Genomic DNA, 19,746 nt, shown 5'->3' with positions numbered 1-19,746 from the left:
GTTGACAAAATTATCCGAATATTAAAAATTTTGTCTACATTTGGCAGCAGAAAATTAAAAACCACAATATTATGAGTGACAAAAGAAAACGGTATATCCTACCGGAAGAAGAAATTCCACACTACTGGTACAACATTCAGGCTGACATGGTAAACAAACCGATGCCGCCGTTGCATCCGGGAACCAAGCAACCACTGAAAGCAGAAGACCTGTTTCCTATTTTCGCGGAAGAACTATCCCGCCAGGAACTGAACCAGACTGACGCATGGATTGAAATACCGGAAGAAGTTCGCGAAATGTACAAATATTACCGCAGTACTCCGTTGGTACGTGCCTACGGACTGGAAAAAGCACTCGGTACTCCGGCGCATATTTATTTCAAGAATGAAAGTGTGAGTCCTATCGGTTCTCATAAGCTGAATTCAGCTTTGGCACAGGCTTATTACTGCAAACAGGAAGGTGTAACCAATATCACCACTGAAACCGGTGCCGGACAATGGGGAGCAGCCCTTTCTTACGCAGCAAAGGTCTTCGGTCTGGAAGCTGCCGTTTATCAGGTAAAAGTCAGTTACGAACAAAAACCTTACCGCCGCAGCATCATGCAGACTTTCGGAGCACAGGTCACTCCTTCTCCGTCCATGTCTACCCGTGCCGGTAAAGATATTCTGACCAAGCACCCCACTTATCAAGGTTCGCTGGGTACAGCTATCTCGGAAGCTATCGAACTGGCACAAATGACTCCCAACTGTAAATACACACTCGGTTCGGTACTTAGCCACGTGGCTCTGCACCAAACAATTATCGGTCTGGAAGCTGAAAAGCAAATGGAAATGGCCGGTGAATATCCGGATGTAGTTATCGGATGTTTCGGTGGTGGTTCCAACTTCGGCGGTATCTCCTTCCCTTTCATGCGCCACAACATCCTGGAAGGAAAGAAAACCCGCTTCGTTGCTGCCGAACCTGCTTCTTGTCCGAAACTGACACGCGGTAAATTCCAATATGATTTCGGTGACGAAGCAGGATATACCCCGTTGTTGCCTATGTTTACATTAGGACACAACTTTGCTCCGGCTCACATCCATGCCGGTGGCCTTCGTTATCACGGTGCAGGTGTTATCGTTTCCCAGTTGCTCAAAGACGGATTGATGGAAGCAGTGGATATTCAGCAGTTGGAATCGTTCGAAACCGGTTGTCTGTTTGCACAAATGGAAGGTATTATTCCGGCACCGGAATCCTGCCACGCTATCGCAGCCGCTGTTCGTGAAGCCAATAAGTGCAAAGAAACAGGAGAAGAAAAAGTTATCCTGTTCAACCTCTCCGGTCATGGATTGATTGATATGGTTTCTTATGACAAATACTTAGCAGGTGATTTGGTCAACTACGCATTGACAGATGAAGATATTCAGAAGAATTTGGATGAAATAGGCGATTTAGCTAAATAGTCTTTCTGATTTCAAAAGCCAATCATATATAGAACAAGCCCGGTACATTCATTTGGCCGGGCTTATTTATTTTCTTTGGTAAGCATCTCCATATATTCGCTCGGAGACATTTTTTCCACATTGGCAAAATAGCGGTAAAAACTGGAACGCGAGGTAAAGCCGCTCAAATACATTAATTCTTTCACCGACAAATTCTTCTGCAACCGTGCTTGTTCCTTGAAATACTGCAAACGGTAGAAGTTTATATAGTCCCTGAAACCGGAGAATCCTTCGTAATGAAGTGCTTTGTTGAACCGATGTTCATTGGTATTCAGGTCATTCAGAAGGTCTTCCAAAGAATATTCAGAATTGGTGAACGGTGTATTCTGTTTCATAAGCCTCTGCATCCGGCTGGACACATCCAGTACAACAGGTGACACGGCTATCTCCCGTATAGCTTCTATTTCATCTGTCTTCAATTCGTCGACAGGTTGCGGTGGGAGTGAAAGCGGGTTTTCATTGCGGAGATATAGTACATTCAGAAAAATGGTCGGGAGAATGACAATATAGCCGAATACATTAAAGGACAGTCCACCGGTACCTAACATCAACCAAATATAGCCGGACATTATCACTCCAAAACAACACATATAAATCAGCATCGCCCTGCTCTGCTTTCGGCGGACAGGTATCAATCGTCTCATATAAGGAAAAAGGAAATTTACCGAAGGGGTAATGACACTTATTATAAATAGCATCAACCGCACCCGCACGTCCTGTTTATCAAGGTTCTCCCAAATGGCGTCAAATGATTTCAGCTCCGTATAATTGCCATTGAAAAATTGATAACAACAAGCAATGCAGACTATCAGTAAGATAGGAATACACAAACTGACAACTCTCGATAACGTAATCCATCCCGGCTTCAAAGAAACCATAGGAAAAAGTGAGAAGAACTGAAAAAAAACAATTACCCGGACAATATGCCAAATGGAAAGATGATTCATAGGCAATTCGGTGAAACGCGGAATGGTTTCTTCACCGCCTTTACTGAAAATCCACATCCATTCAAGGTTGTCACATAACAAAAGAAGGGATAAAGTAATGGCTAACACTCCCCACGCTTTCTGAAGCCCATTGTCCGAGGAACGTGAATAGACACATATACCTAATATCAACCCAACGACATCCAGCAGTAATTCAACGGAGAGAACAATTACATTTACCATTCTTATTTTGTTTTGAGGAGCAAAAATAAATCTTTTCAGGAAAAAACAAAAATCATTTATCAGCTAAAACATGTCCCATTCTAAGGATTTTCAGTAAAACGGGAAGAAATTCAGTCTAATTAATTTCCTGTTCTTAACATAAAGTCCTACATTTGTCGAAACATTGCAATCAAAACAAAAGCCATTATATATGACACGATACTTAAAAAACATGGAAAAAGAGATCATCATTGACAATCAATTGGATGAAGTTACAAGAATCGCCCAGTTTATAGAAGAATTAGGAATGTCGCTACAACTCCCCGCAAGTATTACTATGAGTATCAATCTTGCCATAGAAGAAGCTGTTACCAACATAATCCGTTACGGGTATCCTCCCAATCTAAAAAGTGAAATCACTCTGCGGACTTCGGTTGCTCCCGGCATGCTTGTTGCCCGTATTATCGACGAAGGTGCCTCATTCGACCCTACGGAAAAGGAAACTTCCGACAATGTGCAATCGCTCGACCAACAGTTGACTAAAGGATTGGGGCTTTTCCTGATCCGGCGCACGATGGATAAAGTAGAATACCACTCTGTCGATAATCACAATGAACTGATTCTGACTAAAAACATAGATATGAATTTCGAGCCGGAAGCGACTCTGAAAACCAACTTATGCAAGATAGAGGAAGTAACGATACTTACCGTTGAAGGTAGATTGGATACAGCCAATACCAATACATTCAATACGGTCATGCAGCCGCTTCTGAATATGGAGAACCCTAATATTATTGTGAATTGCGAGGCTTTATCGTTTATTAGCAGTTCCGGCTTGCGCAGTATGATTACACTTCAAAAAAGCATCACGCAACATAACGGACAACTTGTCCTGGAAGCTATGAAACCGGAAATACGGAAAATATTCGATATGACAGGCTGTTCCAGTCTTTTCACCGTCCGTTAATTCCGACAATATGAAAGCTATTCATATCATTAGCGCTGTACTGTCAGTTGTGTTTTCGCTGACAGTTACAGCAAATGCGCAATCCATTACCTTAATACCCAAATGGACAGCACAAGCACAATTTGCAGGTTATTATGTAGCCGAAAAAATGGGCTTTTATAAAGAGGAAGGACTTGATGTACATGTCAAACACCCGTCCCATTCCGAAAATTCATTCCTCTATCTCGAAGAAGAAGAACCGCAAGCGATTATCACTAATCTATCGCAAGCTTTAATGGAATGTCTTGCCGGCAAACAAATCGTGAATGTCATGCAAACGTCTCAGAGAAACAGCCTAATGCTCGTCAGCCATTCACCTCTAAAAGGAATTTCATCCTTACAATACAAAGAAATAGCTGTATGGAACCATCTCAGCCAGGAACTGCTGGATCAAGTTGCCAATAAGTATCTGCTTCAAGTCAACTGGATACGTTTCAACAGTGGCATCAATCTCTTCCTGGCAAAAGCAGTGGACATTTGTATGATAGGAAGTTATAATGAGTTTCCGCAACTGGCAGAATGTGGCATGCAGATAGATTCTACCCACGTCATGCGTTTTGCCGATTACGGATACGATTTGCCTGAGGACGGGCTCTATGTAACCGAACAGCTCTACAAGAAGCATCCGGAAACGATACAGAAACTGGTACGGGCTTCCATCCGTGGATGGAACTGGGCGTATGAGCATCGTGAAGAGGCATTGGATATCGTAATGGAACAAGTACATCGCTACAATATAGGAACCAACCGGTATCATCAAAGCAAAATGCTGGATGAAATACTCTGGCTTCAAACGGACAAAAACGGTGAACGCCCCTATCGGCTGAGCCGTGAAGGGTTCAATATGGCAACCGATATTTTATTCCCTGCCGATGCCAAAAAGGCAAATACTCTCCTTTACGAGAACTTTGTTAAATAACTACCGCACAATGAAACACACATACTCCCGTTCTTTTGCAACCCGGCTCAGTATTTACGTACTGTCGTTCACACTGATTGTCTTTGCCACAATCATGGGACTATTTTATAAATATAGCCATGAGAAAGTAACGAATTTCGCCATTGAACGTACTCACAGCCTATTGAACAACATCACCACGGAAATAACCAGCCAGTTAAATTCTGTAGAAACCACCATCAACCAGTCCATATGGGTACTGGAAAAGAACATAGAGCAACCGGACTCACTGCATAATATCATTACCTCTATCATAAAGAACAATCCGCTCATCGTAGGAAGCGGCATAGCGTTCGTGCCGGATTATTATAAAGAGAAGGGTAGATATTTCATGCCTTATGTTTCATTCCGTAATAATAAAATCGCCTATCAAGTGCTCGGAAGCCAGAATTATGACTATCTGCACATGGATTGGTATCTTATTCCCAAAATGCTGAAACAAGACTACTGGAGTGAACCTTATTATGATGACGGCGGTGGAAATATCATTATGAGCACTTACTCCAAGCCGCTGTATAATAATCGTGGCGAATTATATGCTATATTTATCGCCAGCATATCACTGTCACAATTCACAGACAATATCAGTGCACTGAAACCCTACCCCACCAGCTATACCTACCTGCTTAGCCGTAACGGAAGTTTTCTGACACACGAGAATCGGAGCAAGATTCTGAACGAAACTGTATTTACCGAAGCTTTCTCTACTGAGAATCATGCACAGGAACATATCGGACGAGAAATGCTGGCAGGACAGACCGGAACCATGCATATTGATAATTTAGGAACGGATTCATATGCTTTCTACACGGCTATACCGGGAATCGGCTGGTCGATATGTACAGTTTGCCCGAGTAAGATAATTCTTCAGGAACTGGACAGCACTTCCCGAAAGATCATTTATACTTTTCTAACCGGTATCCTGGTCCTGTTTATCATTGTATATAGCATTATCTGCCGGCTTGTCCGCCCTTTGAAGAGATTCTCCGAATCAGCCCGTGAAATTGCGACCGGACGATTTGATGTAACATTACCACAGGTACATTCGAAAGATGAAATCAGAGATTTACATGATTCGTTGGCCTATATGCAAAAGTCCCTGTCTACTTACGTCAATGAATTGAAAGAAACGACTGCCAGCAAAGAACGGATCGAGAGTGAACTTTCCATAGCCAGGGATATACAGATGGGGATGCTTCCTAAAATATTTCCACCTTATCCCGACCGTAACGATGTGGACTTACATGCCATATTGAAACCTGCCAAGGAAGTCGGCGGTGACCTATATGACTTCTATATGGATGGCAACCGTCTTTACTTCCTGATTGGTGATGTGTCCGGGAAAGGGGTGCCCGCTTCTCTGTTTATGGCTATCACCCGCAGCTTATTCCGCACCCTGTCCCATCAGGTGCTTTCACCGGCGAAGATTGTGACTGAGATGAATAACTCCATTTCCGATAATAATGAATCCAATATGTTTGTCACACTTATTGTCGGGATACTTGATTTGGAAACTGGTGTGATGAAACTTTGCAATGCCGGACATAACCCGCCTATACTTATTCTTCCTGACAAACATGTGTCATTCATGGAATTCCCTACTCAGATATTTGTCGGGGTCATTGAGGATTTCACCTATACGGACGCGGAAATCACACTGGAAAAGGGAAGCAAATTATTCCTTTATACCGATGGTATAACAGAAGCCGAAAATACAGAAAAAGAATTATACGGAGACGACAAATTACTGGAAGTCCTATCCGCTAATACTTCGTCGAATGTACGTACCACAGTTGACGTTATTGTCAGCTCTATCGCAGATCATGTCAAAGAAGCTGAAGCCAGCGATGACCTGACCATTTTACTCATTCAATATGAACCCGAAGAAAAAACAGTTAAGTAACACACTATTATGGAAAAAGAAATAAGAATCTCAAACGATCTGAACGAAATTACTGTTTTAGCCAGTTTTATAGAAGAAGTAGGTGAAGAATTGTCTTTATCCGCCGAAACGACCATGAATATCAATCTCGCATTAGAAGAAGCCGTAGCTAACATTATTATGTATGCTTATCCACCTCAGGAACAGCATACGATTCTGCTGAAAGTCAACTCTACCGACAAGCAGCTTATTTTCCTTCTTACGGACAAAGGAGCTTCTTTTGACCCGACACAAGTAGAAGATATAGATATCACACTCCCTATCGAGGAACGTCCCATCGGTGGTTTGGGGATATTTCTCATCCGCAGCATTATGAATGAAATATCTTACCAACGTATCGACAACGAAAATCGACTAATAATGAAAAAAGACATTTAACATAATCCGGGAAAAATAGTATAGTTTCCCGGCCAAATTACACAGCATACAAAAGATTTTATTATCTTTGGTGCCATTATTAATCTTATGACCTAATAATGAGCTACCTTAAAAATATAGTAATCTGTTTGTTCTTTCTGTGTATAGGAACTAATTCTGCCTTTTCTCAAATTCCGGAGCAAATCAATTTTTCCTATATTTCCATCAATGAAGGATTGTCGCAAAGTACCGTATTCGCCATTGATCAGGACAAGCGTGGCAATATGTGGTTTGCTACTTATGACGGTGTGAACAAATATGACGGGTATGCATTTACGGTTTACCAGCATAATGAAGACGATCCTAACAGTATCGCCAATGACATTTCACGAATCGTAAAGACAGATAGTCAGGGACGGGTTTGGATAGGTACGCGGGACGGCTTGTCATGGTATGATGAAGAAAAAGACCAATTCAAAAACTTTTTCTACGAGAAGAAAGGCAAGCGGCAACAGATCAACGGTATCGCTGAAATATCACCGGAACAGTTGCTTATAAGCACACTGGAAGGGCTTATCATGTTCGATATAAAAGAATCCAAATTCGTGGACGATTCTTTCAGCACAGCCATGCACAAGATTATAGCTACCGCCCTCTACAGGCATGGCGATGTAATCTATATCGGCACGATGGAGAACGGGCTTTACAGCTACTCCATCCCTCAGAAGAGCCTGGAAAAGGTAACTCCTATATTGGATACCAAACGGATTCAATCTATCCTGCAACAATCTCCTACCCGTATATGGATAGCTACCGAAGGAGCCGGCCTGCTTCTGTTCAATCCGAAAACCAAAGAAGTAAAGACATATCTCCATTCCTCTTCCAATCCTAAGAGTATCAGTTCCAATTATATCCGTTCGCTGGCACTGGATTCACAAAACCGTTTATGGATAGGAACATTCAATGATTTGAATATTTATCGTGAGGCAAGTGATTCGTTTATTTCGTATAGTAGCAGTCCGGTAGAAAGAGGTAGCTTGTCGCAACGCTCGGTGCGCAGTATCTTCATGGATTCCCAGGGAGGTATGTGGCTCGGGACTTATTTTGGCGGACTAAACTATTACCATCCTATTCGCAACCGGTTCAAGACTATACAGCGTATTCCTTATAAGAATTCATTGAGCGACAATGTAGTAAGCTGCATTGTGGAAGATAAGGATAAGAATCTGTGGATAGGAACCAATGATGGCGGTCTGAATCTGTATAATACTAAAACGCAACAGTTCACCCATTATGCGTTACAGGAAAATGAACGGGAAATAGGAATTGGTTCCAATAATATAAAAGCCGTATATGTAGATGAGCAAAAATCACTTGTTTATATCGGTACCCATGCCGGCGGGCTGACTGTCCTTCACCGTAACAGCGGACGAATGGAAAGTTTCAACCAGACTAACAGCCAGTTGGTAAATGAAAATGTATATGCTATTATCCCTGACGAGGGCGGCAATCTCCTGTTAGGAACATTGAGTGCTTTAGTCAGTTTCAATCCCGATAAACAAAGTTTCACGACCATAGATAAAGAAAAGGATAGTACTCCATTCACTTCCCAGCAAATCACGACTTTATTCAGAGACTCACGCAAACGGCTTTGGATTGGTGGCGAGGAAGGCGTATCGGTCTTTCAGCAACAAGGATTAGAGATACAAAAAGCTCCTGTTCTCCCTGCATCTCCTGTCACCAAGATGTTCACCAACTGCATTTATGAAGCTAATAACGGTATCGTTTGGGTAGGTACACGCGAAGGAGTTTATTGTTTTAATGAAAAAGAGAAGAAAATCAAACGATATACTACGTCCAATGGCCTGCCTAATAATGTAGTCTATGGTATTTTGGAAGATACCTTCGGACGTCTTTGGCTAAGTACCAACCGGGGTATTTCCTGCTTTAACCCGGAGAGTGAAAAGTTCCGTAACTTTACTGAATCAGATGGTTTGCAAAGTAATCAGTTTAATACTTCCTCGTACTGCCGTACTTCCAGCGGGCAGATGTATTTCGGTGGTATCAACGGTATCACAACTTTCCGTCCGGAATTACTACTGGACAACCCTTATACTCCGCCAGTAGTAATAACCAAACTGCAACTGTTCAACAAAACAGTCCGTCCGGATGACGAGACTGGTATTCTGACCAAAAACATCAATGAAACGGAAAGTATCACATTGAAATCATGGCAAACAGCTTTTACTATCGAGTTCGTTGTATCCAACTATATTTCGGGACAGCACAATACATTTGCCTATAAGCTGGAAGGTTATGACAAAGAGTGGTATTATCTGACAGACAAACGTTCTGTCTCCTACTCCAACCTACCGCAAGGTACTTATCATTTCCTCGTAAAGGCTGCCAATAGCGACGGAAAATGGAATATGACTCCCACCGTACTCGAAATCATAGTCCTGCCCATATGGTACAAGACTTGGTGGGCGATACTTCTTTTCCTCGCCACTTTCATCGGTTTCATCACTTTCGTATTCCGTTTCTTCTGGATGCGGAAAAGCATGGAAGCGGAACTGGAAATAGAACGCAGGGACAAGGAACACCAGGAAGAAATCAACCAGATGAAGATGCGTTTCTTCATCAATATTTCTCATGAGTTGCGTACTCCGCTGACCCTCATCTTAGCTCCTTTACAGGAAATTATCAACAAGATAAGCGACCGCTGGACAAGGAACCAACTGGAGTATATCCAGCGAAATGCCAATCGTCTGCTGCATCTTGTCAATCAGTTGATGGATTATCGCCGGGCTGAACTTGGAGTATTCGAATTAAAGGTGAAGAAAGAGAATGCCCACCAGTTGATACATGATAATTTCCTGTTCTATGACAAGCTGGCGCGCCACAAAAAGATAACCTATACTCTCCATTCCGAATTGGAAGACAAAGAAGAACTTTTCGATCCTAATTACTTGGAACTGATAGTCAATAACCTGCTTTCAAATGCTTTCAAATATACAGAAGGCGGGCAAAGTATCACCGTGACTCTGAAAGAGGAAGATAATTGCCTGGTACTGCAAGTCAGCGATACCGGTATCGGTATTCCTATCAACAAACAGGGAAAGATATTCGAACGCTTCTATCAGGTTGAAAGTGAGCATGTAGGAAGTGGTATAGGTCTTTCATTGGTACAACGTTTGGTAGAGTTGCATCATGGCCGTATCGAATTGGATAGTGAAGAGGGACAAGGCAGTACATTCTCCGTATATCTTCCGCAGGATATAAATACCTACAAGCCATCCGAATTAGCTTCCAATGATAGCAAAAACGAAGAAGAACAGGTATATTCTACCAATTCCAAAGAGATGTATTTCATTGATACGGAAAAGGTGGAAAATGAAGCCATAGAATCAGGTGACAAGAAACGGGGAACGATTCTTATCGTAGAAGACAATAACGAAATCCGACATTATCTCAGCAGCGGACTTTCTGAGCTATTCAATACGCTGGAAGCCGGAAACGGTGAGGAAGCTCTGGAGAAACTGAAAGATAATGAAGTCGATATCATTGTTACTGATGTGATGATGCCTGTAATGGATGGCATCAAACTATGTAAAAATGTGAAGCAGAATATCCGTACTTGTCATATCCCGGTTATTATCCTGTCAGCCAAAAGCGAAACCAAGGATCAAATGGAAGGTTTGCAAATGGGTGCGGATGACTATATCCCCAAACCATTCTCTCTTGCCATACTGACTACGAAGATACAGAACATGATGCGTACCCGCAGACGTATGCTCGAACGCTATTCCAAATCGTTGGAAGTAGAACCGGAGAAGATTACGTTCAACGCTATGGATGAAGCGCTGCTGAAACGTGCTGTTACTATTGTAGAAAAGAACATGGACAATATAGAATTCTCTACCGACGAATTTGCCAGAGAAATGAATATGAGTCGTTCCAATCTGCACCTGAAGTTAAAAGCTATCACAGGTGAATCTACTATCGACTTTATACGCAAGATTCGCTTTAATGAGGCTGCCAAACTACTGAAGGACGGACGTTATACAGTAGCGGAAGTAAGTACGATGGTAGGATTCAATACACCGTCTTACTTTGCTACAAGCTTCAAGAAGTATTTCGGATGCTTGCCTACGGAGTATATCAAGAAGGCTAAAGGATAAATAAACAACAACGCAAATCCAAAAATATCATGATTTTTACGGAATATAATCCATAAAAACCATGATATTTTTGGATTTTAAGAAAAAAAGTTCGAAATTTGTTATTAGATAAAAGAGGATAATTATGATAATAAGAGCATTAGAACAAACGATTCAGGAAAAGTTATGGCAAGGTAAGGCTATTATAATAATGGGACCCCGACAAGTTGGGAAGACTACCTTGCTAAAACAAATGTTCAAAGACAACAGCGATATTCTCTGGTTAAACGGAGATGAACAGGACACCCGCAGCCTGTTCGAGAATATATCAGCAACCCGCTTAAAATATATATTCGGGCAAAAGAAAATCATCATTATCGATGAAGCCCAGCGCATCGAAAATATAGGATTACGTCTGAAACTAATTACTGACCAGATAAGCGGAATACAATTAATTGCTACAGGAAGTTCATCATTCGACTTAGCCAACAAAGTAAACGAACCTCTTACCGGAAGAAAATGGGAATATAAAATGTATCCTCTTTCTTTCAAAGAAATGGTCAATCACCATGGTTTATTGGATGAGAAACGTCTTATCCCCCATCGCTTGATTTATGGTTACTACCCGGATGTAGTCACGCATCCCGGTTCGGAAGGTGAAATACTAAAACAGCTTTCCGACAGTTATCTTTATAAAGATATCCTGGATTGGGAGCATATCAAAAAGGCTGACAAAATTATAAAGCTTCTCCAAGCGCTAGCCTTTCAAATAGGATCGGAAGTTTCCTACAATGAGTTAGGGCAACTGTGTGACCTCGATCCTAAGACAGTAGAACGATATGTGATATTACTCGAACAATCATATATAATCTTCCGACTGGGTTCATTCAGCAGAAATCTAAGAAATGAGTTAAAAAGTAGCAGAAAAATATATTTCTACGATAACGGAATACGCAATGCTGTAATTGCGAACTTCTCATTAGCGGAAACCCGCTCGGATATAGAAGCTTTATTCGAGAACTTTTTGGTTTCAGAACGTATCAAATATCTTCAATATAAACGTTTATGGCACAATACATGGTTTTGGCGCACTACGGCTATGCAAGAAATAGATTTAATAGAAGAAGGAGATGGAAAACTAATGACCTACGAATTCAAATGGAATCCCAAACGTTCTGCCAAATTCCCCAAAGCCTTTGCAGATAACTATCCGGAAGCAACTTTCACTGTAATTACTCCCGAAAATATGGAAGATTTCCTATTGTAAATACAATGAAACAAGACTTTTGCATCTGCCACATTTTTGTATTTATACTAAGTATTATACGGGGAAATACAAAAATGTGGCAAAGCTCATAATCAATGGTTTAAGCCCCAATATAGGGTAAAATCAAGATTAGTTTACAAAAAACAATAGGATGATTTTGCTTTTTTCAGACGGAAAACTGTATTTTTCGCTGAATCCACTACCTATCAACACATTACCTATAATCTCCGCCTGTTTTTTACCATTAGTGAATTACAGTTGTGCAATCGCCAAGTTGCACTTGTCCTTTCAGGCAGATACACAACTGCAACTCACAAGTTACTCAACTGTAACCAGACAATTCTATTAGAAGAAAACATTAAAAGGATAGTATGATTTATACAATTCAATTAGATAAAGTCACCAAAACTTCTGCATAATTTGGAGAAAGAATACAGCCCTTTATACATTTCAAACAGTATCATTGCACAAATTAGGTATACTATTCGATAAAACTATTAACAACAAGAATACTTACCAAATTGATTTAAAGAAAGGAGAAGAAGTGTTCATTTCCCAAAAATGAGAAGAGACGGAGTTTATTATCTCCCCGATTCCCCATACTTCCAAAAATCATTTTGGATTAAAAATCATCCAATAAGACATCTAAGAATGCACAAAAGCAATCTTGTAAGTACAATAGATACTGATTACATTATGGCACATAATAAGCCCGAAATCAAAGATATAACAGTCTTTTTAAACATAAGTAATATATGATTCAACAAATTTAATATCAAAAAAATCATTTTTGAACAAAGCTTGAACAACACAACCTAATTATCATAAATAAACAGACTACATTTGCAAACAGTAAAATATAACTTTTAATAATTAAAACCTAATAAAGCATGAAAAACATTTTTCTTATTTGTTCATGTGCGTTTTTAACATTCTCAGGGTGCATTGATAATGTAAATGAGCTACTAACAAGTAACAATATTGATGTTACTTCATCTTATGACACACAAATTTGTCATACAACATTAAATGATACCATTGAAACTAGATTATTCGATGTTATCAACCTTAACTATCCTGGATTAGAAAAAGTAAGAGAATTCTATGAAGCAGGTAAATTTTATAATGCAACAAGTGCATTATTAGAATACTATAGAAATAGAACCGAAGTTAATAATCCCAATATTAATTTAGTAAATCCAACTATTTCACCCTTCAATCAAAATATTGCAGACCAAGCATTAGAATATAAATTCTATGTTCGCAGTTTCTATGAAAGTAAAGATGAGAATGGCATTGAATCTTATTACTCTTTTTGGGACGAGAATCAAAAAAAGATAAATTGGAATGCCAACTTGGATAAAGAAACAAGTCAAGAATTCAAATACCAACTTCATCGCCACCAATGGATGCTTCCTCAAGCAATAGCTTATTTTATAAGTAAAGATGAAAAATACATTCAATCATGGATCGAAGTCTATAGTGACTGGTTAAATACATTTCCACATGAACCTGGAACTGTTTTTCCTCCAGAAGGTGGAGCAGGTAACGACAAAGATTACCAATGGAAAGGATTACAAGTAGCGGAACGTGTCACATCACAAGTGGATATTATGCCTTATTTCATCCATTCTATAAACTTTACCCCTGAATGGCTTTCGATTTTCTTATCTACATTTGAAAAAGAAGTAGAGTCTATTCGGCTCAATTATTATTTAAGTAGTAATCATTCTCTTTCGCAGGCACAAGCTATAACCACAGCAGGTATTTTAATGCCTGAATTTAAAAATTCAGAAGTATGGGCAACAGAAGGAGCATCAAAAATGAATGAAGAAATGGATAAACAGCTTTTAGAAGATGGAGTCCATTTTGAATTAGATCCTAGTTATCACATAGCATCCATATCAAGTTTTCGAGAAATTTACGATCTTGCCAAAGTAAACAACAAAGTAAATTTGCTTCCGGCTTCTTATATTAGCAAACTCAAGAAAGCTACAGAATTTGTAAAAGATATTATTTATCCTAATTATACTCTTGACAACTTTAATGATACACGCGCTAGCTCATATACCAAAAGTGTGTTACTTAAGAATTTTAAAATATATGCAAGTATGTATCCAGACGATCAAGAAATGTTATGGATGTCCACTGAAGGTAAAAAAGGAACAGCCCCTACTCATCTCACAAGTGCATATGAAGAATCAGGTTATTATATGCTCCGCAACGGTTGGGGGAAATCTTCAACAATGATGATATTAAAAAACAACAACAATCCTGATCAACAATGGCATTGTCAACCGGACAATGGGACATTTGGTTTATATCGTAATACACGCAATTTTTTCCCAGATGCAGGTGTTTATAGTTATAATACAGATAGTAATCGTGCTAATTATAGAGCTACCAAAAATCATAATACTTTGACGGTCATGAGTAAAACTATAGGAGAAGAACAAGGTGGAGTTACGGAAGGCAAATTACTAAAATTAGAGACTCTAAATAATATAGATATTCTAGTAACTGAGAATGCATCATACAATAATATAACTCATCGTAGAGCCATTTTTTATGTAAATAAAAACTTTTTTGTCATAGCAGATGAAGGCTATGGTTCAATAGGAAGCAATAAAGTTAATCTTAATTTCCATATGCTAACAGATAAAACATATCCAACAGTATATGATGATCTAAAGTCATCTAAACAGTACGGGGCCCATACTACATTCACAGATAATAATAACATGTTAATCAGAACTTTTTCAGAAACAGAACAAGACTTCTCTGTCACAACGTCAACAAGTAAAATATCCAACAAATTAGGAGATAATACGGCTGGTTCAAGAGCAGGTTATCAGTACACTATTCGACAACCTAAAACCACGGAATCAATTCCCATCACAGCCGCACGTTTCATATCAGTTATTTATCCGTTTGGAGATATTTCCGAAATTAATAATCTAAATATTGATGCTAAATTTATTGATAATGAAAATTCAGCTCCAGGAACTTTTCATCCCAAAGGTATTTCTATCAAAGTAACGATTAATGGACAAGAATATGATTTATCATATTCTCTATAATTCTTAGTGTAAAAACGTTTTCATTTATAGTAGCTATAACATTTTTATTTATTTAAAAATCCAAAAGTATGAAGAACATTTTCTTTATTTGTATAGTCTCTCTACTCGCATTCACTGGATGCACAGATGATGATGAGAATCTTATTCTTAAGGGTGATGGTAACATTACCTATCCTCAACAAAAGCCAAACAACGTTATTAATGAAAGGCTTTTTGATGTGATCAACCTAGATTATCCTGGCTTAGAAAAAGCTAAAGCACATTATGAAGCTGGTGACTTGTATTTTGCAGCAGAAGCTCTATTGAAATATTATCAAACAAGAACAGATGCGCCAGTGAATCCAACTCTAAATTTAATGAATATTACTAAGACAGAAGAAGATCAAACGAAGGCTGATCAAGCATTGACATACCGATTTTATGTTAAGAACTTCACTGATCCCAAAGATGGATTACCATATCAGCTTAGTAAAACCGATGGCAAACTTAACTGGGAGAATCGTCCAAGTGATACTAGTGACGAATACCCCAAACAACTACATCGTCATCAATGGTTTATTCCTCAAGCAAAAGTATATCGTTGCTCAAATGATGAAAAATATATTCAATCATGGATAGAAGTCTATGGTGATTGGATTTTCCAAAATCCAAAACCTGAAACTGAAGCAGATGGAATCAAACCTTGGTGGCAATTACAAACCGCATCTCGATTAGCCGATCAAGTAGAACTATTTGAATATTACAAAAACTCCATTAATTTCACTCCAGAATGGTTTTCTATTTTCATGACCAGCTTTGCAGACCATTGTGATTATCTAACACAATACCCATATAAAGAAGGTGGTAACATATTAGCAACACAAGGTAGCGCATTAGCTTTTGCAGGAACATTATATCCAGAATTCAAGGATTCGAAAAAATGGGCAGAAACCGGCTTCAATTATATTGGGAATCAATTTTTAGAAGATGGCATGCACCATGAATTAGATTTAAGTTATCATATCGACGTAGTCAATACTTGCTATAAACTTATTAAACTAATTGATGCTAATGATCTCGGTGATAAATTAGCCCCTGATATAAAATCATCTCTTCAAAAAGCTGCAGACATAATAATGCAATTCACCTTCCCAAACTATTGCGAAGGGACAAATTTCGATGTGAAAGATTACAATAATAAGAATTTTTACGTACCGGGATTCAACGATACGCGACAAGTGTCATGGAATCGCAGTGTTCTTAATAATAACTTCAAAAGATTTGCTGAACTCTTCCCTGATAATGAAGAATTTAAATACATGGCTGCTTATGGGAAAAACAACATTGGAGCATGTCCTGACATAGAACCTAAAATATTTCCTAACTCAGGCTATTACATATTACGTAACGGTTGGGAAAAAACATCTACAATGATGATATTAAGCAATAATAATTCAGGAAGTACAGTTCTTCAGCCGTGGTCTCATAATCAACCGGATAACGGAACATTTGAACTATATTATAATGGACGCAATTTCTTTCCTGATTCAGGTGTACGTGATTACTATACATATAGTGGTTCGGATGCTTCTACTGTTAATGCAAGACGCGCCGAATTCCGTCAAAGTAAGATGCATAATACTTTAATTTTGGGTGGAGAGAACTACACCAAAACTCAAGGCAAATATTTAAGTGCCGGCAAAATAGAAAATAATACAGAAGTTGTTGTATTTGAAAATCCAGGATATTCAAATTTAACTCATCGCCGTTATATCTTCTTTGTAGAAAAGAAATTCTTTGTTATTGTTGACGAAGGAATCGGAGAAGGTACTAAGACCAAACCGGTAAGCATACACTTCAATTTATGTGAAGGGACAAATAATGAAGTTATTATTGACAAGGATGAAAAAGGTGCACATACGAACTTTGCAAGTGGAAGTAATATTCTCGTTCGTACCATAGCAACCAATGATAATGATAACATTTCACTCACAAAAACCACAGGTAAAGTTTCCTATAACACAATAGCAGAACTATCCTTTAATCGCCCGGCTTATTATATTGATATGGCAGCAGGAAAAAGAGATGCTGCTCGTTTCTTAACTGTAATATATCCGGTAGACGGCAGTACAGATGGAATTAATATTACCGGTAGTATGAAACAAGAATACGATGCCAATGGAGTTTCCTGTTCGGTAGCCGTTGGTGATAAAACTTATAGCTTGAATTATCAAATCCAATAAACTTAAAATAGTAGATATGAACCTTAAAACATTATTTAGTTGGGGACTGATGGTCTTAGTGATCGTCTTGTCGGGACACTTTGTCACCTCTTGTACAGACCCGGAAACAACTGATTCTACCAAATTTGCCATTTTTTACTCAGGAGTGACAGATATCGGGCCTTCTATGAACTTTAATCTCAATTCACCGACATATATCGGTGCTACTCCCTCAGATTTCGCAATCACGAAGATTACGCTTGACGATGAAATGTACAGTACAGATTGCTTTGTAATCGACACCAATAGTGGTTCCATCTCTTTGCAAAATACAGAGAACCTACCCGTAGGCATATATAAACTAACAATATCCTGTACATCAAACGGCAATCGTCACGAATTCAAAGATGCAGTAACAGTAAACATGCTGGCTCCCGTACCTGATGGAATTACTGTAGAACCTAGTGAAGTTACTATCGACTTTGCAGATATTGATAATGAAGATGCAACCGCCCAGGTGACAACAGACAAGGATACCCATGTATCCATCACCAAACATGAAATTATTCAGGAAGAAGGAAAAGAGTACTTCGCTATCACCAAAACTGGAAAAATCAGTATTAATAGAGATTACGAAGGTGAAATACCTCCAGGAAAATATATACTGAACCTAAAACTAACTACTGGTGCAGGGACGGGTATATTTGAGAATGCAGTAACTTTCAATATTACATCTAAACCATTATCACTGTTATATACCCCCAATTCAGTCAGAGCAGAAAAGAATACGGCATACGTTTCTACCGCACCAGTATTGAAAGGCTCTTTAGAAGAACTGGTTTACAGCATCAAGTCTATCACACCCGAAAATGCACCTATCACCATAGATCCAGCAACAGGTATCTTGTCATTAAGTGAAAACAGTGAATTAGAAATTGATACAGAATGTAAGGTAAACGTATCAGTTACCAACAAATATGGAAGTACTGATTTCGACGAAGCTTTCATTATAACCATCGTCGCATTTATTAATCCTATCACTACTTTTTCTTATGATAATCAAGAAGGAATTCAAGGTACAGCATTTTCATTCTCTCCTACTGAAATAGATGGCGATGAAGTCAGTTACGAATTTGTGAATCTTCCAGCAGAATTGGATAAAAAGTTGAATATCGAAGGACATTCGGGAGTAATATCTACCAAAAAAGGCAATACCATTCCAATAAATGACTATACTATTCAGGTAAAAGCCCGCAATACTAAAAATGAAAAGATCACTTCTTTCAACCTGAGCATCAAAGAAAATAAAAATTACTTTACTTATATCCGTTATGGGAACAATCTTGGTCTGGATGAAGCTGTTGAAGCAAGTCAATATAGAGTAAATGACAACAATGAACTGGCAGGATTGAATCTCAAACCTAAGACAGATGCAAAAGATGGCGTTCAACTCACATGGAGTGTAGTTATCAAACACCAAATGAAAAATACAACCATAAATCCTGCAAACGGAGAACTGACATTGAAAGGTTATAAAGCCAACCAATGTGGTATGATTATAGTAACCGCAACAGCGGGGAAAGACACGCCAGCCGAAGTATCTGTCAGCACTCCTGTGTTCTTTAATTTTCCTGCCACAAGTGGAATTATTGTAAAATATTCCCCATTTGCGTTCAGAGTAAATCCGACAAAGGGAGGGATCTCTAAGGCTCCGGTCATTGAAGGTGTAAGTGACCTATCCCAGTTCGCTATGGACTATAGAAGAACATTCAATTATTACAGTGTAGATGGTAATTCCATTGATGGACAGCCAGTAAAAGGCAACGGCTCTTTTGCAACTTATATTTGGGAAACTTATTATAAATCTATCGGCAAAGAAGCCGCAGTTAATTATGGAGCAAGACCACCAATGTCTTACTATGATAACAGCAGTAATCTTACCCAAGCATATGCTTACGTGGATCCGACATCAAATTGGGCTGTAAGAGTGAATCCAGGCAAATGGAAAGACAAAAATGAGGTTTATGCCAACGGTGCGATGATTGGACAAATGACTTTTATCACTGAAGGAGATAGTGGCAAAGTTGGAGATGGTACTCAAATATTCCCATTCATCATTTGGTTTGACCCCAATTTTTAAATGCTA

Annotated in this window: 11 protein-coding genes; 10 read left to right on the top strand and 1 reads right to left on the bottom strand. The window is 39.0% G+C overall.

The window, feature by feature from the left end:
* Window positions 1-71: 71 nt before the first annotated feature.
* A complete protein-coding gene (locus BacF7301_RS13640) occupies window positions 72-1,442 on the top strand; it encodes a TrpB-like pyridoxal phosphate-dependent enzyme (RefSeq protein ID WP_167963621.1) in 1,371 nt (456 codons plus the stop codon).
* 62 nt (window positions 1,443-1,504) lie between these two features.
* Here the strand turns inward: BacF7301_RS13640 and BacF7301_RS13635 are convergent, their stop codons facing one another.
* Window positions 1,505-2,650 carry a helix-turn-helix domain-containing protein gene (locus BacF7301_RS13635; protein WP_167963619.1) on the bottom strand — a complete coding sequence of 382 codons (1,146 nt, stop codon included), beginning with the start codon at window positions 2,648-2,650 and terminating at the stop codon, window positions 1,505-1,507.
* A gap of 211 nt (window positions 2,651-2,861) precedes the next feature.
* On the opposite strand from BacF7301_RS13635, the gene BacF7301_RS13630 reads away from it, so the two are divergent.
* The 9 genes from BacF7301_RS13630 (at window position 2,862) to BacF7301_RS13590 (ending at window position 19,740) form a co-directional block, all read left to right on the top strand.
* Window positions 2,862-3,596 carry an anti-sigma factor antagonist gene (locus BacF7301_RS13630; RefSeq protein WP_167963617.1) on the top strand — a complete coding sequence of 245 codons (735 nt, stop codon included), beginning with the start codon at window positions 2,862-2,864 and terminating at the stop codon, window positions 3,594-3,596.
* Window positions 3,597-3,606: 10 nt separating this feature from the next.
* Window positions 3,607-4,554, top strand: coding sequence for an ABC transporter substrate-binding protein (locus BacF7301_RS13625; RefSeq protein ID WP_167963614.1), 948 nt, complete (start codon window positions 3,607-3,609; stop codon window positions 4,552-4,554).
* A gap of 10 nt (window positions 4,555-4,564) precedes the next feature.
* Complete coding sequence (locus BacF7301_RS13620; RefSeq protein WP_167963612.1) at window positions 4,565-6,496, top strand: SpoIIE family protein phosphatase; 1,932 nt, start codon at window positions 4,565-4,567, stop codon at window positions 6,494-6,496.
* Window positions 6,497-6,505: 9 nt separating this feature from the next.
* Window positions 6,506-6,913 (top strand): ATP-binding protein, encoded by a 408-nt coding sequence (locus BacF7301_RS13615; protein WP_167963610.1) that lies wholly within the window; start codon window positions 6,506-6,508, stop codon window positions 6,911-6,913.
* A 98-nt stretch (window positions 6,914-7,011) separates the two neighbouring features.
* Entirely contained in the window at window positions 7,012-11,073 is a 4,062-nt protein-coding gene (locus BacF7301_RS13610; RefSeq protein WP_167963608.1) for a hybrid sensor histidine kinase/response regulator transcription factor, read from the top strand.
* A gap of 124 nt (window positions 11,074-11,197) precedes the next feature.
* Entirely contained in the window at window positions 11,198-12,319 is a 1,122-nt protein-coding gene (locus BacF7301_RS13605; RefSeq protein WP_167963606.1) for an ATP-binding protein, read from the top strand.
* Window positions 12,320-13,209: 890 nt separating this feature from the next.
* A complete protein-coding gene (gene hepC, locus BacF7301_RS13600) occupies window positions 13,210-15,399 on the top strand; it encodes a heparin-sulfate lyase HepC (protein WP_167963604.1) in 2,190 nt (729 codons plus the stop codon).
* A 68-nt stretch (window positions 15,400-15,467) separates the two neighbouring features.
* Entirely contained in the window at window positions 15,468-17,621 is a 2,154-nt protein-coding gene (gene hepC, locus BacF7301_RS13595) for a heparin-sulfate lyase HepC (RefSeq protein WP_167963602.1), read from the top strand.
* A 16-nt stretch (window positions 17,622-17,637) separates the two neighbouring features.
* A complete protein-coding gene (locus tag BacF7301_RS13590) occupies window positions 17,638-19,740 on the top strand; it encodes a surface glycan-binding family protein (RefSeq protein ID WP_167963600.1) in 2,103 nt (700 codons plus the stop codon).
* Window positions 19,741-19,746 lie beyond the last annotated feature (6 nt).

Source organism: Bacteroides faecium (genome assembly GCF_012113595.1).
Classification (GTDB): domain Bacteria; phylum Bacteroidota; class Bacteroidia; order Bacteroidales; family Bacteroidaceae; genus Bacteroides; species Bacteroides faecium.
This window is presented reverse-complemented; position numbering and strand designations above follow the sequence as displayed.

What these genes read in the sequence shown, in the direction of transcription:
- BacF7301_RS13640 (WP_167963621.1), top strand. Translation starts at nt 72, where the DNA reads ATGAGTGACAAAAGAAAACGGTATATCCTACCGGAAGAAGAAATTCCA.
- BacF7301_RS13635 (WP_167963619.1), bottom strand. Translation starts at nt 2,650, where the DNA reads ATGGTAAATGTAATTGTTCTCTCCGTTGAATTACTGCTGGATGTCGTT.
- BacF7301_RS13630 (WP_167963617.1), top strand. Translation starts at nt 2,862, where the DNA reads ATGGAAAAAGAGATCATCATTGACAATCAATTGGATGAAGTTACAAGA.
- BacF7301_RS13625 (WP_167963614.1), top strand. Translation starts at nt 3,607, where the DNA reads ATGAAAGCTATTCATATCATTAGCGCTGTACTGTCAGTTGTGTTTTCG.
- BacF7301_RS13620 (WP_167963612.1), top strand. Translation starts at nt 4,565, where the DNA reads ATGAAACACACATACTCCCGTTCTTTTGCAACCCGGCTCAGTATTTAC.
- BacF7301_RS13615 (WP_167963610.1), top strand. Translation starts at nt 6,506, where the DNA reads ATGGAAAAAGAAATAAGAATCTCAAACGATCTGAACGAAATTACTGTT.
- BacF7301_RS13610 (WP_167963608.1), top strand. Translation starts at nt 7,012, where the DNA reads ATGAGCTACCTTAAAAATATAGTAATCTGTTTGTTCTTTCTGTGTATA.
- BacF7301_RS13605 (WP_167963606.1), top strand. Translation starts at nt 11,198, where the DNA reads ATGATAATAAGAGCATTAGAACAAACGATTCAGGAAAAGTTATGGCAA.
- hepC (WP_167963604.1), top strand. Translation starts at nt 13,210, where the DNA reads ATGAAAAACATTTTTCTTATTTGTTCATGTGCGTTTTTAACATTCTCA.
- hepC (WP_167963602.1), top strand. Translation starts at nt 15,468, where the DNA reads ATGAAGAACATTTTCTTTATTTGTATAGTCTCTCTACTCGCATTCACT.
- BacF7301_RS13590 (WP_167963600.1), top strand. Translation starts at nt 17,638, where the DNA reads ATGAACCTTAAAACATTATTTAGTTGGGGACTGATGGTCTTAGTGATC.